The following is a 13,589-nucleotide window of genomic DNA, read 5'->3' as shown; positions in this document are numbered from 1 at the left end:
GGCTTACAACCGAATCAGGACTTTTTCTTTTCGCGGCTATGCAGGCCACGTTTTTCCAGACCACGGTAAATCAGCTGCTGCTGGATGATGGTCACCAGGTTGCTGACGATATAGTACAGCACCAGACCTGACGGGAACCACAGGAAGAACACGGTGAAGATGACCGGCATAAAGGTCATGATCTTCTGCTGCATCGGGTCGGTCACGGTGGTCGGCGACATCTTCTGGATGAAGAACATCGTCACGCCCATCAGGATCGGCAGGATGTAGTACGGGTCCTGTGCAGACAGGTCATGGATCCACAGAGCGAACGGCGCGTGGCGCAGTTCAACGGAACCCATCAGCATGTAGTACAGCGCAAGGAAGATTGGCATCTGAATCAGCAGCGGGAAGCAGCCGCCCAGCGGGTTCACTTTCTCTGCTTTGTACAGGGCCATCATCTCCTGGCTCTGACGCTGTTTGTCATCGCCCAGACGCTCACGCATCGCCGCAATCTTCGGCTGCAGCATACGCATCTTCGCCATGGAGGTGTACTGCGCTTTAGTCAGCGGGTACATGATGCCACGAACGATGAAGGTGATAACGATGATCGAGAAGCCCCAGTTGCCCAGGAAGCTGTGGATAAACTTCAGCAGCTTAAACAGCGGCTGAGAGATGAACCACAACCAACCGTAATCGACGGTCAGATCCAGGTGCGGTGCCACGGCAGCCATTTTGTCCTGGATTTCCGGGCCGACCCACAGGGTGCTTGCCAGCTTACCGGTTTGACCCGGCTGAACCAGAACCGGCTGAGATTTGTAGCCGATGGCTGCAATACCGTTGCCGAGGTTCGCGGTGTAGAAGTTGTTGGTCCCGTCGTTATTCGGTACCCACGCCGTCGCGAAATACTGCTGCAGCATCGCTACCCAGCCACCTTTAGAACTGACGTTCAGGTTTTCGTTATCGGCGATGGTGTCGAATTTGTATTTCTCATACTTGGTATCTGGCGTGGAGTACGCCGCGCCACGGAAGGTATGCAGCGCAAAGTTGCTGCTTCCGGTGTCACGGTGAGACGGCAGATTGATGGACTGCTTCAGCTGACCAAAGGTCGACAGTTCCAGCGGTTTTTCACCGGCGTTCTGTACGCTGTAGCCCACGTTCACCGCATATTCACCGCGTTTCAGGGTGAAGGTTTTGGTGAAGGTGTTGCCTGCCGCGTCAGTATAGGTCATCGGGATGGCGATTTCGTTCTGACCATCAGCCAGGACAAAGGTATCACTGTCGACGTTATACAGCGGACGCGCACCGTTAGCCGGGTTATCCGGGCCATCACGACCGGTCAGGCCGCTTTGAGCCTGGTAGATAAACTCAGGCGTGGTTTCCAGTAACTGGAACGGTTCAGTAGACTTCAGCTCTTTCGGGTAGGTCAACAGCAGCGCCTGCTCAACATCACCACCACGGGTGTTGATAGTCAGCTCAAGCACATCGGTCTTAACCGTAATCTGTTTCCCCTGGCCACTGGCCGGTACGCCCTGGTCGGCGGCGCTACCCGCTGCGGTGGTCGTGGTCTGCGTGGTCTGCTGCTGAGGTTGAGGATTTTTATCCTGCTCCCAAGCCTGCCAGATCATGAAAGACACGAACAACAAAGCGATGATAAGAAGATTGCGTTGCGAATCCATCGTTAGTGTTCTCTGGTATCAAATGGTCCTGGGGGGACGGGGTCGTCTCCACCGGGGTGTAAAGGGTGGCATTTTAATACGCGTTTCACCGTCAACCAACTGCCTTTTATCACTCCAAACCTGCGCAAGGCCTCAATTCCGTAGCTTGAGCACGTCGGTGTGAAACGGCAGTGCGGCCCGAGTAGCGGACTAATCAGGCGCTGATAGACCCTTATAAGGGCTATCAGGACCCGCGAGCCAGGCGACAATGGCGGCGCCATAATTTTTCCAACGCTTCCGAGAGAGCACGGTTATCGAGGTCGGCAACCCCTTTTTTAGCCACCACCACGAAATCCATAGAAGGCAGTTCGTGTTGACGTAAACGGAAGCTTTCACGCGTCAGACGTTTAATCCGGTTGCGTTCATGCGCACGCTTAACGTTTTTCTTGGCGACAGTGAGACCGATGCGGGGATGCCCCAGCGAATTTTGGCGGCCGAGGATGGTGATTTGCGGCGTGCCAGCCCGTTGTGGCTGCTGGAAGACGAAAGTGAAATGAGTGGGAGTTAACAAACGTAACTCCCTGGGAAATGCTAGCTTAACCACTCAGGGGTTAGCTTTATTACTTGGAAACGGTCAGACGAGAACGGCCTTTAGCACGACGACGTGCCAGAACCTGACGACCATTTTTAGTAGCCATACGAGCACGGAAGCCGTGAGAACGGTTGCGCTTCAGTACAGACGGTTGAAAAGTGCGTTTCATGGCGATTTCTACCTAAACTTGAATAAATTCACTGACTTTCGCGTATACCCGAACGAATATCGAACGACTAACGCCTCAGCGTGGGTGATTAAAGAGGCCGGATTGTAATAATTGTACACTCCGGAGTCAATTCTCTTTCCTTATTTCCCGCGTATTTCCGCACGTTTTCGTGTGGAAAATGAGCAGCGGACGACGCAGGAAGATGACCATCACGCGCCGGGTCGAGGATTATACGGGCTCATCAACAAAGCGCAAGGATCGTCCCGGATCTTCGTTAGATCATTTAAGCAGAAAATTATCTGTGCTCATTAAATTTTCCAATATGCGGGCTAAATCGTGGGGTCCCACGCCAGGATCGATTACACTTACCCGGTTTCGGATCATCCTGTGGATAAATCGGGAAGAATCTGTGAGAAACAGAAGATCTCTGGCTCAGTTTACGCTATGATCCGCGGTCCTGATCGGGATCCCAGTGGCCCGATCGGGGAAAATTGCAGACAGCAATTCACACATCACCCTTCTACATCGGGTCTTGTCGATGTGTGTCAACAATCATGAATATTCAATAGTTTTCTTTTATTGTTCGAGTGGAGTCCGCCGTGTCACTTTCGCTTTGGCAGCAATGTCTTGCCCGATTGCAGGATGAGTTACCAGCCACAGAATTCAGTATGTGGATCCGCCCGTTGCAGGCGGAACTGAGCGATAACACGCTGGCTTTGTACGCGCCAAACCGTTTCGTGCTCGATTGGGTAAGAGATAAGTACCTGAACAACATCAACGGCTTGCTGAATGATTTCTGCGGCTCAGATGTCCCACAACTGCGCTTTGAAGTGGGGACAAAACCGGTTACCCAAACCGTTCGCGAAACCGTGAATGTTGCGGCACCTGCTCAGGTGACTCCCGCACCGGCACCGCGCGTTCTCCCTTCGACCCGTTCAGGCTGGGACAATGTTCCCGCACCGGCCGAGCAGACCTACCGCTCTAACGTGAACGTGAAGCATACGTTTGATAACTTCGTTGAAGGTAAATCAAACCAGCTGGCGCGCGCTGCGGCACGGCAGGTAGCAGACAACCCTGGCGGCGCCTATAACCCGCTGTTTCTGTACGGCGGCACGGGTCTGGGTAAAACGCACCTTCTGCACGCTGTCGGCAACGGCATCGTGGCGCGCAAGCCCAATGCGAAAGTGGTGTATATGCACTCCGAGCGCTTCGTTCAGGACATGGTAAAAGCCCTGCAAAACAATGCGATCGAAGAGTTTAAACGCTACTACCGTTCCGTTGACGCCCTGCTTATCGATGACATTCAGTTCTTCGCCAATAAAGAACGATCCCAGGAAGAGTTTTTCCACACCTTCAACGCACTGCTGGAAGGTAATCAGCAGATCATTTTGACTTCGGATCGTTATCCCAAAGAGATCAACGGCGTTGAAGATCGTCTGAAATCCCGCTTCGGCTGGGGCCTGACCGTGGCGATCGAACCGCCCGAGCTGGAAACCCGCGTCGCGATCCTGATGAAAAAAGCGGACGAGAACGACATTCGTCTGCCGGGCGAAGTGGCCTTCTTTATTGCCAAGCGCCTGCGCTCCAACGTGCGCGAGCTGGAAGGGGCACTGAACCGCGTCATCGCCAATGCCAACTTTACCGGCCGCGCTATCACCATCGATTTCGTGCGTGAAGCGCTGCGCGATCTGCTGGCCTTGCAGGAAAAACTCGTCACCATCGATAATATTCAGAAGACGGTGGCCGAGTATTACAAAATCAAAGTGGCAGATTTGCTGTCTAAACGTCGTTCCCGATCGGTGGCGCGTCCGCGTCAGATGGCGATGGCGCTGGCAAAAGAGTTAACCAACCACAGTCTGCCGGAGATCGGCGATGCGTTTGGTGGCCGTGACCACACGACCGTGCTGCACGCCTGCCGCAAGATTGAGCAGCTGCGTGAAGAAAGCCACGACATAAAAGAAGATTTTTCCAATTTAATCAGAACTCTATCATCGTGACGCTATGAAATTTACCGTTGAACGTGAACATTTATTAAAACCGCTGCAACAGGTGAGTGGCCCATTAGGTGGTCGCCCAACGCTGCCTATCCTTGGAAACCTGCTGCTTCAGGTCGCGGACGGTACGCTGTCGCTGACCGGCACGGACCTGGAAATGGAAATGATCGCGCGCGTTACGCTGACTCAGCCGCATAACGCGGGCGCGACCACTGTTCCGGCACGTAAATTCTTCGATATCTGCCGCGGCCTGCCGGAAGGCGCTGAAATCGCCGTGCAGCTGGAGGGCGACCGCATGCTGGTGCGCTCTGGCCGCAGTCGTTTCTCGCTCTCCACCCTGCCCGCTGCGGACTTCCCAAACCTGGACGACTGGCAGAGCGAAGTTGAATTCACCCTGCCGCAGGCAACGATGAAGCGTCTGATTGAAGCCACGCAATTCTCCATGGCCCATCAGGACGTTCGCTACTACTTAAACGGCATGCTGTTCGAAACCGAAGGGGAAGAGCTGCGTACCGTCGCCACCGACGGACACCGTCTGGCGGTCTGCTCCATGCCGATTGGCGATTCACTGCCAAACCATTCGGTGATCGTGCCGCGTAAAGGCGTGATTGAACTGATGCGTATGCTCGACGGCGGCGAAACCCCGCTGCGCGTGCAGATCGGCAGCAACAACATCCGCGCACACGTGGGTGATTTTGTCTTCACCTCGAAGCTGGTTGACGGTCGTTTCCCGGATTATCGCCGCGTATTGCCGAAGAACCCGGACAAAACGCTGGAAGCGGGCTGCGATATTCTCAAGCAGGCGTTCGCGCGTGCGGCCATCCTCTCTAATGAGAAGTTCCGCGGTGTGCGTCTGTATGTGAGCGAAAACCAGATCAAAATCACCGCCAACAACCCGGAGCAGGAAGAAGCAGAAGAGATTCTGGACGTCACCTACGCCGGGGCTGAGATGGAAATCGGCTTTAACGTCAGCTACGTGCTGGACGTGCTGAATGCGCTGAAGTGCGAGAACGTTCGCATTCTGCTGACCGACTCCGTGTCGAGCGTACAGATTGAAGATGCGGCCAGCCAAAGCGCGGCTTATGTTGTTATGCCAATGAGACTGTAATGTCGCTCACCCGTCTGTTGATCCGCGACTTTCGCAATATCGAAAGCGCGGATCTCGCTTTATCCCCTGGCTTTAATTTCCTGGTTGGCGCGAACGGCAGCGGCAAAACCAGCGTGCTGGAAGCCATCTATACGCTCGGCCATGGCCGGGCGTTTCGCAGTTTGCAGATTGGTCGCGTCATTCGCCACGAACAGGAATCCTTTGTTCTGCACGGGCGTTTACAGGGCGCGGAGAGGGAAACCGCCATCGGCCTGAGCAAAGATAAGCAGGGCGACAGTAAGGTGCGCATCGACGGTACCGACGGCCACAAGGTCGCCGAGCTGGCGCTGTTAATGCCGATGCAGCTGATCACGCCGGAGGGGTTTACTTTACTCAACGGCGGCCCCAAATACAGAAGAGCCTTCCTCGACTGGGGATGCTTTCACAATGAAGCCGGTTTCTTTAACGCCTGGAGCAACCTGAAGCGTCTGCTTAAGCAGCGCAACGCCGCGTTGCGTCAGGTCACGCGCTATGCCCAGCTGCGTCCGTGGGATTTAGAACTCATTCCTCTTGCGGAACAAATCAGCCGCTGGCGTGCCGAATACAGTGCGGGGATCGCCGAAGACATGGCTGATACCTGCAAACAGTTTTTACCCGAGTTTTCTCTTACCTTCTCCTTCCAGCGCGGCTGGGAGAAAGAGACGGATTATGCCGACGTGCTGGAAAGAAATTTCGAGCGCGATCGCATGCTGACCTACACTGCGCACGGCCCGCACAAAGCGGATTTTCGCATACGTGCAGACGGTGCGCCGGTCGAAGATACCTTGTCGCGCGGGCAGCTTAAGCTGCTGATGTGCGCGCTGCGCCTGGCGCAGGGGGAGTTTCTTACCCGCGAGAGCGGGCGACGCTGCCTGTATCTGATAGATGATTTTGCCTCGGAACTTGACGACGCGCGGCGCGGGCTGCTTGCCAGCCGCTTAAAAGCCACGCAGTCGCAGGTTTTCGTCAGTGCCATTAGCGCTGAACACGTTATAGACATGTCGGACGAAAATTCGAAGATGTTTACCGTGGAAAAGGGTAAAATAACGGATTAACCCAAGTTTAAATGAGCGAGAAACGTTGATGTCGAATTCTTATGACTCCTCCAGTATCAAAGTCCTGAAAGGGCTGGATGCGGTGCGTAAGCGCCCTGGTATGTATATCGGCGATACGGATGACGGCACCGGTCTGCACCACATGGTATTCGAGGTGGTAGATAACGCTATCGACGAAGCGCTCGCGGGTCACTGTAAAGACATCGTGGTGACGATCCATGCGGACAACTCCGTATCCGTCACCGATGATGGTCGTGGCATCCCAACCGGTATTCACCCGGAAGAGGGCGTATCTGCTGCGGAAGTCATCATGACCGTTCTGCACGCAGGCGGTAAATTCGATGATAACTCCTATAAAGTTTCCGGCGGTCTGCACGGCGTTGGCGTCTCCGTTGTAAACGCCCTGTCGCAGAAGCTGGAGCTGGTTATCCAGCGCGAAGGTAAAATTCACCGCCAGGTGTATACCCACGGCGTGCCGCAGGCACCGCTGGCTGTGACCGGTGATACCGACAAAACCGGTACCCTGGTACGCTTCTGGCCAAGCCACGAAACCTTCACCAACGTCACCGAATTTGAATACGACATCCTGGCGAAACGCCTGCGCGAGCTGTCATTCCTGAACTCCGGCGTGTCTATCCGCCTGAAAGACAAACGCGACGGCAAAGAAGACCACTTCCACTACGAAGGCGGCATCAGGGCGTTCGTTGAGTATCTGAACAAGAACAAAACGCCAATTCACCCGAATATCTTCTACTTCTCTACCGAGAAAGACGGCATTGGCGTGGAAGTGGCGCTGCAGTGGAACGACGGTTTCCAGGAAAACATCTACTGCTTCACCAACAACATTCCACAGCGTGACGGCGGTACGCACCTGGCGGGCTTCCGCGCGGCGATGACCCGTACCCTGAACGCTTACATGGACAAAGAAGGCTACAGCAAGAAAGCGAAAGTCAGCGCCACCGGTGACGATGCCCGTGAAGGCCTGATTGCCGTTGTCTCCGTGAAGGTGCCGGATCCGAAATTCTCCTCGCAGACCAAAGACAAACTGGTCTCTTCTGAGGTGAAATCGGCGGTTGAGCAGCAGATGAACGAACTGCTGAGCGAATACCTGCTGGAAAACCCGTCCGACGCGAAAATCGTGGTCGGCAAAATTATCGATGCGGCACGTGCCCGTGAAGCGGCGCGTAAAGCCCGCGAAATGACGCGCCGTAAGGGTGCGCTGGACTTAGCAGGCCTGCCGGGCAAACTGGCGGACTGTCAGGAACGCGACCCGGCGCTGTCCGAACTGTACCTGGTGGAAGGGGACTCCGCGGGCGGTTCTGCGAAGCAGGGCCGTAACCGTAAGAACCAGGCGATCCTGCCGCTGAAGGGTAAAATCCTCAACGTGGAGAAAGCGCGCTTCGACAAGATGCTCTCTTCTCAGGAAGTGGCGACGCTTATCACCGCGCTCGGCTGCGGCATTGGCCGTGACGAGTACAACCCGGACAAGCTGCGCTATCACAGCATCATCATCATGACCGATGCGGACGTCGACGGCTCGCACATTCGTACGCTGCTGTTGACCTTCTTCTACCGTCAGATGCCGGAAATCGTTGAACGTGGTCACGTCTACATTGCACAGCCGCCGCTGTACAAAGTGAAGAAAGGCAAACAGGAACAGTACATTAAAGACGACGAAGCGATGGATCAGTACCAAATCGCGATCGCGCTTGACGGTGCAACCCTGCACGCCAACTCCCACGCACCAGCGCTGGCAGGCGAGCCGCTGGAGCGTCTGGTCTCCGAGTTCAACGCTGCTCAGAAAATGATTGTTCGCATGGAGCGTCGTTATCCGAAAACGCTGCTGAAAGCGCTGGTGTATCAACCTACGTTGACCGAAGCGGATCTGAGCGACGAACAGACCGTGTCCCGCTGGGTAAACAGCCTGGTGAGCGAGCTGAACGAGAACGAACAGCACGGTAGCATGTGGAAATGCGATGTTCAGCAGAACGCTGATCAGCAGTTCGAGCCGGTTATCCGCGTGCGTACCCACGGTGTCGACACCGATTATCCGCTGGAGCACGAGTTTGTGACCGGGCCGGAATACCGCCGTCTCTGCACCCTCGGCGAAAAGCTGCGCGGTTTGATCGAAGACGATGCGTTCATTGAACGTGGCGAACGTCGTCAGCTGGTTGCCAGCTTCGAGCAGGCGCTGGAATGGCTGGTGAAAGAGTCCCGTCGTGGCCTGGCAATCCAGCGTTATAAAGGTCTGGGCGAGATGAACCCGGAGCAGCTGTGGGAAACCACCATGGATCCGGAAAGCCGTCGCATGCTGCGCGTAACCGTGAAGGACGCGATTGCAGCGGACCAGCTGTTCACGACCCTGATGGGCGATGCGGTTGAACCACGCCGTGCCTTTATCGAAGAGAATGCCCTGAAAGCGGCGAATATTGATATCTAAGCTGTTATCCCCCTCACCCTAACCCTCTCCCCACAGGGGAGAGGGGATGTACGGTACCGCCTTTTCTCCCTCGCCCCTGTGGGGAGAGGGCCGGGGTGAGGGGAAATGCTTTGGCCGCAAAAGAGGAATCCCCCCCTCACACCCAATCCCCTTTCTTACCGTGTTTTTTGAGCGGAATCGCGTTAGCATGAGTGCAGACTCATTCAATCCGGGGATCTCATGGCCATCAAACTCATTGCAATTGATATGGACGGCACGCTGCTGCTGCCAGACCACACTATCTCTCCAGCCGTTAAAAACGCGATTGCCGCCGCGCGCGCAAAAGGCGTGAACGTGGTACTGACCACTGGCCGGCCATATGCGGGTGTGCACAGCTACCTGAAAGAACTGCATATGAACCAGCCGGGCGATTACTGCATCACCTATAACGGTGCGCTGGTGCAGAAAGCGGCCGATGGCAGCACGGTGGCTCAAACCGCGCTGAGCTATGATGATTACCGGTTCCTGGAAAAGCTCTCCCGCGAAGTGGGTTCACACTTCCACGCGCTCGATCGCAATACGCTGTATACCGCCAACCGCGATATCAGCTACTACACCGTGCATGAATCCTATGTCGCTACCATTCCACTAGTGTTCTGCGAAGCAGAGAACATGGACCCGGCCACGCAGTTCCTGAAGGTCATGATGATTGATGAGCCCGCGATTCTTGATAAAGCCATCGCACGCATCCCGGCGGAGGTCAAAGAGAAATACACTGTGCTGAAAAGCGCGCCGTACTTCCTCGAAATCCTTGATAAACGCGTTAATAAGGGCACTGGCGTGAAATCGCTGGCCGATGCGCTGGGCATCAAGCCTGAAGAGATCATGTCCCTGGGCGATCAGGAAAACGATATCGCGATGATCGAATATGCGGGCATGGGGGTGGCAATGGATAACGCGATCCCATCGGTGAAAGAAGTGGCCAACTTCGTGACCAAATCCAACCTGGAAGACGGCGTTGCCTATGCGATCGAGAAATTTGTCCTGAACTAAGCTTTGTTAAACACATCGGCCCTGGTTATCAACCGGGGCTTTTTTTTGCCTTCAATTTATTGAATTGTTCTTTTTGTGATCTGGATTGTAGTACAACATTTAATGATTGTACTACATTACGGCTACAGGCATGACGGACAGCATCACGTTTGTACTGCAAAAGTGAGGCGAAATTCAGCGGTCGCGGTAAAGTAGGGATGGACACAAAGAGCATAAGGACTCTCCATGACTCTCAATAAAACCGATCGCATTGTTATCACGCTGGGCACCCAGATTGTGGGCGGCAAATATGTTCCAGGTTCACCGCTGCCTGCCGAGGCGGAACTGTGTGAGGAGTTTGAAACCTCGCGCAACATCATCCGGGAAGTGTTCCGTTCGCTGATGGCGAAACGGCTGATTGAAATGAAGCGTTATCGCGGCGCGTTTGTTGCTCCGCGCAATCAGTGGAACTACCTCGATACCGATGTTCTGCAGTGGGTGCTGGAAAACGACTACGACCCGAGGCTTATCGGCGCGATGAGCGAGGTACGAAACCTCGTGGAACCGGCGATAGCCCGCTGGGCGGCGGAACGCGCCACGTCAGGCGACCTGGCGCAGATTGAGTCGGCCCTGAACGACATGATCGCCAACAACCAGAACCGGGACGCCTTCAACGAAGCGGATATTCGCTACCACGAGGCGGTGCTCCAGTCGGCGCATAACCCGGTGCTGCAGCAGCTTAGCGTGGCAATCAGCTCGCTACAGCGTGCGGTATTTGAACGTACCTGGATGGGCGATGAGGCCAACATGCCGAAAACGCTCCAGGAACATAAAGCGCTGTTCGATGCGATACGGCATCAGGACGGCGATGCGGCAGAGCAGGCGGCGCTCACGATGATCGCCAGCTCGACACGAAGGTTAAAGGAAATCACATGACATCTCGCTACATCGCCATTGACTGGGGATCGACCAATCTGCGCGCCTGGCTGTACCAGGGCGAGCAGTGCCTGGAGAGCAGGCAATCAGAAGCAGGCGTTACGCGTCTGAATGGTAAATCCCCCGAGGCGGTGCTGGCAGAGGTGACACAAAACTGGCGCGACGGCGCCACGCCGGTGGTGATGGCAGGCATGGTGGGCAGCAATGTGGGTTGGAAGGTTGCGCCCTATCTGCCGGTGCCTGCCCCGTTCTCATCCATTGGCGAGCAGTTAACGTCCGTTGGCGACAATATCTGGATTATTCCCGGCTTGTGCGTCTCTCGCGACGATAACCACAACGTTATGCGCGGTGAAGAGACGCAGCTGCTCGGCGCGCGCGCGCTTTCTCCTTCTTCTGTCTACGTCATGCCCGGTACCCACTGCAAGTGGGTGCAGGCCGATACTGACACAATCCACGATTTTCGTACCGTGATGACCGGCGAATTACATCATTTGCTGCTTAAGCATTCGCTGGTAGGTGCGGGATTGCCGGAGCAAGGCCCGTCGCCGGAGGCGTTTGCCGCCGGGCTTGAGCGCGGGATCGCTTCTCCTGCCGTTTTGCCGCAGCTTTTTGAGGTTCGCGCCTCGCACGTGCTGGGACAACTCCCGCGCGAGCAGGTCAGCGAGTTTCTGTCCGGCCTGCTGATTGGCGCCGAAGTCGCCAGCCTGAGTGAACGCTTCGCCGGGCAGCAGGCCATTACTCTCGTCGCAGGCTCATTGCTGACCTCACGGTATCGCCAGGCGTTTCACGCCATGGGTCGGGACGTGGCGGCGGTAGAGGGCGACACGGCATTTCAGGCTGGAATAAGGAGCATCGCTCATGCAGTGGCAAACTAACCTTCCCCTTATCGCGATATTGCGCGGCATCACCCCCGACGAGGCGCTGGCGCACGTAGGCGCGGTGATTGACGCCGGGTTCGACGCGGTGGAAATCCCGCTCAACTCCCCGGAGTGGGAAAAAAGCATCCCGGCCGTCGTCGATGCGTTTGGTGATAAGGCGCTGATTGGCGCAGGCACGGTGCTACAGCCGGAGCAGGTCGACAGACTGGCGAAAATGGGCTGCAAACTTATCGTCACGCCCAACATCAACCCAGAGGTGATCCGCCGCGCGGTGGGCTACGGCATGACCGTCTGCCCGGGGTGTGCAACGGCAACCGAAGCCTTTACCGCTCTCGATGCGGGCGCGCAGGCGCTGAAAATTTTTCCGTCATCGGCCTTTGGCCCGGAGTACATCAAAGCGCTGAAAGCGGTCTTACCCGCAAGCGTACCGGTCCTGGCCGTGGGCGGCGTGACGCCAGAAAACCTGGCGCAGTGGATAAAGGCTGGCTGTGCAGGCGCCGGGCTGGGTAGCGATCTTTATCGCGCCGGACAGAGCGTAGAGCGCACCGCACAGCAGGCGGCAGCATTTGTGAAAGCGTATCGAGAGGCAGTGAAATGAAAATAACCAAACTCACCACGTACCGTTTACCGCCGCGTTGGATGTTCCTGAAAATCGAAACCGACGAAGGGGTTGTTGGCTGGGGCGAGCCGGTGATTGAGGGCCGCGCTCGCACCGTGGAAGCTGCTGTGCATGAGCTGGGTGAATATCTGATTGGTCAGGATCCGGCGCGCATTAACGACCTGTGGCAGGTGATGTATCGCGCGGGCTTCTACCGCGGCGGCCCCATTCTGATGAGTGCTATCGCCGGTATCGACCAGGCGCTGTGGGATATCAAAGGGAAAGTGCTGAATGCCCCGGTCTGGCAGCTGATGGGCGGCCTGGTACGCGACAAAATTAAAGCCTACAGCTGGGTAGGCGGCGACCGTCCTGCGGAAGTGATCGACGGTATCAAGCAACTGCGCAGCATTGGTTTTGACACCTTCAAGCTCAACGGCTGTGAAGAGATGGGGGTGATCGACAATTCACGTGCGGTAGACCGGGCGGTGAACACCGTGGCGCAGATCCGTGAAGCCTTCGGCAATGACATTGAGTTTGGGCTGGACTTCCATGGCCGCGTCAGCGCGCCGATGGCGAAAGTGCTGATCAAAGAGCTGGAGCCGTACCGTCCGCTGTTTATCGAAGAGCCGGTGCTGGCCGAGCAGGCCGAATACTATCCGAAGCTGGCGGAACAGACGCACATTCCGATTGCGGCGGGCGAACGGATGTTCTCACGCTTCGAGTTTAAACGCGTGCTGGAAGCGGGCGGAATCGCGATCCTGCAGCCGGACCTCTCTCATGCGGGCGGTATCACCGAATGCTACAAAATTGCCGGTATGGCAGAAGCCTACGACGTGGCGCTGGCCCCGCACTGCCCGCTCGGGCCTGTCGCGCTGGCGGCCTGTCTGCACGTCGATTTTGTCTCCCGCAACGCCGTGTTCCAGGAACAGAGCATGGGCATTCATTACAACAAGGGCGCGGAACTGCTCGATTTTGTGAAGAACAAAGAAGACTTCTGCATGGAAGGCGGGTTCTTTAAACCGTTAACGAAGCCGGGCCTTGGCGTAGAGATCGACGAAGCCAAAGTCATTGAGCTGAGTAAACATGCGCCGGACTGGCGTAACCCGTTATGGCGGCATGAAGACGGTTCCGTCGCCGAGTGGTAAATCGCCGG

General features: G+C 56.1%; 13 protein-coding genes. 9 read left to right on the top strand and 4 right to left on the bottom strand.

Features of this window, described 5'->3' with window-relative positions; genetic code table 11:
- Window positions 1–14 precede the first annotated feature (14 nt).
- The 4 genes from yidC to rpmH are packed head-to-tail and all read right to left on the bottom strand — an operon-like array spanning window position 15 to window position 2,398.
- On the bottom strand, window positions 15–1,658 hold the full coding sequence (gene yidC / locus QLG21_RS15335; RefSeq protein ID WP_006177585.1) for a membrane protein insertase YidC: 1,644 nt from the start codon (window positions 1,656–1,658) through the stop codon (window positions 15–17).
- A 2-nt stretch (window positions 1,659–1,660) separates the two neighbouring features.
- Window positions 1,661–1,918, bottom strand: coding sequence for a membrane protein insertion efficiency factor YidD (yidD, locus tag QLG21_RS15330; RefSeq protein ID WP_001307474.1), 258 nt, complete (start codon window positions 1,916–1,918; stop codon window positions 1,661–1,663).
- The gene (rnpA, locus tag QLG21_RS15325; RefSeq protein ID WP_003861126.1) at window positions 1,882–2,241 is read right to left on the bottom strand and encodes a ribonuclease P protein component; all 360 of its coding nucleotides are present in this window, start codon (window positions 2,239–2,241) and stop codon (window positions 1,882–1,884) included. Before rnpA ends, yidD begins: the two co-directional genes overlap by 37 nt.
- A 16-nt stretch (window positions 2,242–2,257) precedes the next feature.
- On the bottom strand, window positions 2,258–2,398 hold the full coding sequence (gene rpmH / locus QLG21_RS15320; protein WP_003849659.1) for a 50S ribosomal protein L34: 141 nt from the start codon (window positions 2,396–2,398) through the stop codon (window positions 2,258–2,260).
- A 599-nt stretch (window positions 2,399–2,997) separates the two neighbouring features.
- Here rpmH and dnaA point away from each other — a divergent pair.
- The 9 genes from dnaA (at window position 2,998) to dgoD (ending at window position 13,581) form a co-directional block, all read left to right on the top strand.
- Window positions 2,998–4,395: a chromosomal replication initiator protein DnaA gene (gene dnaA / locus QLG21_RS15315; protein WP_042321253.1), complete on the top strand. Its 1,398-nt coding sequence runs from the start codon at window positions 2,998–3,000 to the stop codon at window positions 4,393–4,395.
- A gap of 4 nt (window positions 4,396–4,399) precedes the next feature.
- On the top strand, window positions 4,400–5,500 hold the full coding sequence (gene dnaN, locus QLG21_RS15310; RefSeq protein ID WP_006177590.1) for a DNA polymerase III subunit beta: 1,101 nt from the start codon (window positions 4,400–4,402) through the stop codon (window positions 5,498–5,500).
- On the top strand, window positions 5,500–6,573 hold the full coding sequence (gene recF / locus QLG21_RS15305; RefSeq protein ID WP_006177591.1) for a DNA replication/repair protein RecF: 1,074 nt from the start codon (window positions 5,500–5,502) through the stop codon (window positions 6,571–6,573). The genes dnaN and recF overlap by 1 nt, the downstream gene beginning before the upstream one ends.
- Before the next feature lie 28 nt (window positions 6,574–6,601).
- On the top strand, window positions 6,602–9,013 hold the full coding sequence (gyrB, locus tag QLG21_RS15300) for a DNA topoisomerase (ATP-hydrolyzing) subunit B (protein WP_282484749.1): 2,412 nt from the start codon (window positions 6,602–6,604) through the stop codon (window positions 9,011–9,013).
- A gap of 219 nt (window positions 9,014–9,232) precedes the next feature.
- Window positions 9,233–10,045 carry a sugar-phosphatase gene (gene yidA / locus QLG21_RS15295; RefSeq protein ID WP_006177593.1) on the top strand — a complete coding sequence of 271 codons (813 nt, stop codon included), beginning with the start codon at window positions 9,233–9,235 and terminating at the stop codon, window positions 10,043–10,045.
- A gap of 225 nt (window positions 10,046–10,270) precedes the next feature.
- Window positions 10,271–10,960 (top strand): D-galactonate utilization transcriptional regulator DgoR, encoded by a 690-nt coding sequence (dgoR, locus tag QLG21_RS15290; RefSeq protein WP_282484748.1) that lies wholly within the window; start codon window positions 10,271–10,273, stop codon window positions 10,958–10,960.
- Complete coding sequence (locus QLG21_RS15285; RefSeq protein ID WP_282484747.1) at window positions 10,957–11,835, top strand: 2-dehydro-3-deoxygalactonokinase; 879 nt, start codon at window positions 10,957–10,959, stop codon at window positions 11,833–11,835. The genes dgoR and QLG21_RS15285 overlap by 4 nt, the downstream gene beginning before the upstream one ends.
- Complete coding sequence (locus QLG21_RS15280; RefSeq protein ID WP_282484746.1) at window positions 11,819–12,436, top strand: 2-dehydro-3-deoxy-6-phosphogalactonate aldolase; 618 nt, start codon at window positions 11,819–11,821, stop codon at window positions 12,434–12,436. The genes QLG21_RS15285 and QLG21_RS15280 overlap by 17 nt, the downstream gene beginning before the upstream one ends.
- Window positions 12,433–13,581 (top strand): galactonate dehydratase, encoded by a 1,149-nt coding sequence (gene dgoD / locus QLG21_RS15275; RefSeq protein WP_006177597.1) that lies wholly within the window; start codon window positions 12,433–12,435, stop codon window positions 13,579–13,581. Before QLG21_RS15280 ends, dgoD begins: the two co-directional genes overlap by 4 nt.
- Window positions 13,582–13,589 lie beyond the last annotated feature (8 nt).

The sequence above is a fragment of the Enterobacter sp. V87_3 genome (assembly GCF_029967835.1).
Classification (GTDB): Bacteria; Pseudomonadota; Gammaproteobacteria; order Enterobacterales; family Enterobacteriaceae; genus Enterobacter; species Enterobacter cancerogenus.
The sequence above is the reverse complement of the archived record's forward strand: the minus strand, read 5'-3'. Positions and strand labels throughout refer to the sequence as shown.

Excerpts from the sequence above, each read along its gene's own strand:
- rpmH (WP_003849659.1), bottom strand. The coding sequence starts at position 2,398 with ATGAAACGCACTTTTCAACCGTCTGTACTGAAGCGCAACCGTTCTCAC.
- yidC (WP_006177585.1), bottom strand. The coding sequence starts at position 1,658 with ATGGATTCGCAACGCAATCTTCTTATCATCGCTTTGTTGTTCGTGTCT.
- dnaN (WP_006177590.1), top strand. The coding sequence starts at position 4,400 with ATGAAATTTACCGTTGAACGTGAACATTTATTAAAACCGCTGCAACAG.
- yidD (WP_001307474.1), bottom strand. The coding sequence starts at position 1,918 with ATGGCGCCGCCATTGTCGCCTGGCTCGCGGGTCCTGATAGCCCTTATA.
- QLG21_RS15280 (WP_282484746.1), top strand. The coding sequence starts at position 11,819 with ATGCAGTGGCAAACTAACCTTCCCCTTATCGCGATATTGCGCGGCATC.
- gyrB (WP_282484749.1), top strand. The coding sequence starts at position 6,602 with ATGTCGAATTCTTATGACTCCTCCAGTATCAAAGTCCTGAAAGGGCTG.
- QLG21_RS15285 (WP_282484747.1), top strand. The coding sequence starts at position 10,957 with ATGACATCTCGCTACATCGCCATTGACTGGGGATCGACCAATCTGCGC.
- dgoR (WP_282484748.1), top strand. The coding sequence starts at position 10,271 with ATGACTCTCAATAAAACCGATCGCATTGTTATCACGCTGGGCACCCAG.
- yidA (WP_006177593.1), top strand. The coding sequence starts at position 9,233 with ATGGCCATCAAACTCATTGCAATTGATATGGACGGCACGCTGCTGCTG.
- recF (WP_006177591.1), top strand. The coding sequence starts at position 5,500 with ATGTCGCTCACCCGTCTGTTGATCCGCGACTTTCGCAATATCGAAAGC.
- dgoD (WP_006177597.1), top strand. The coding sequence starts at position 12,433 with ATGAAAATAACCAAACTCACCACGTACCGTTTACCGCCGCGTTGGATG.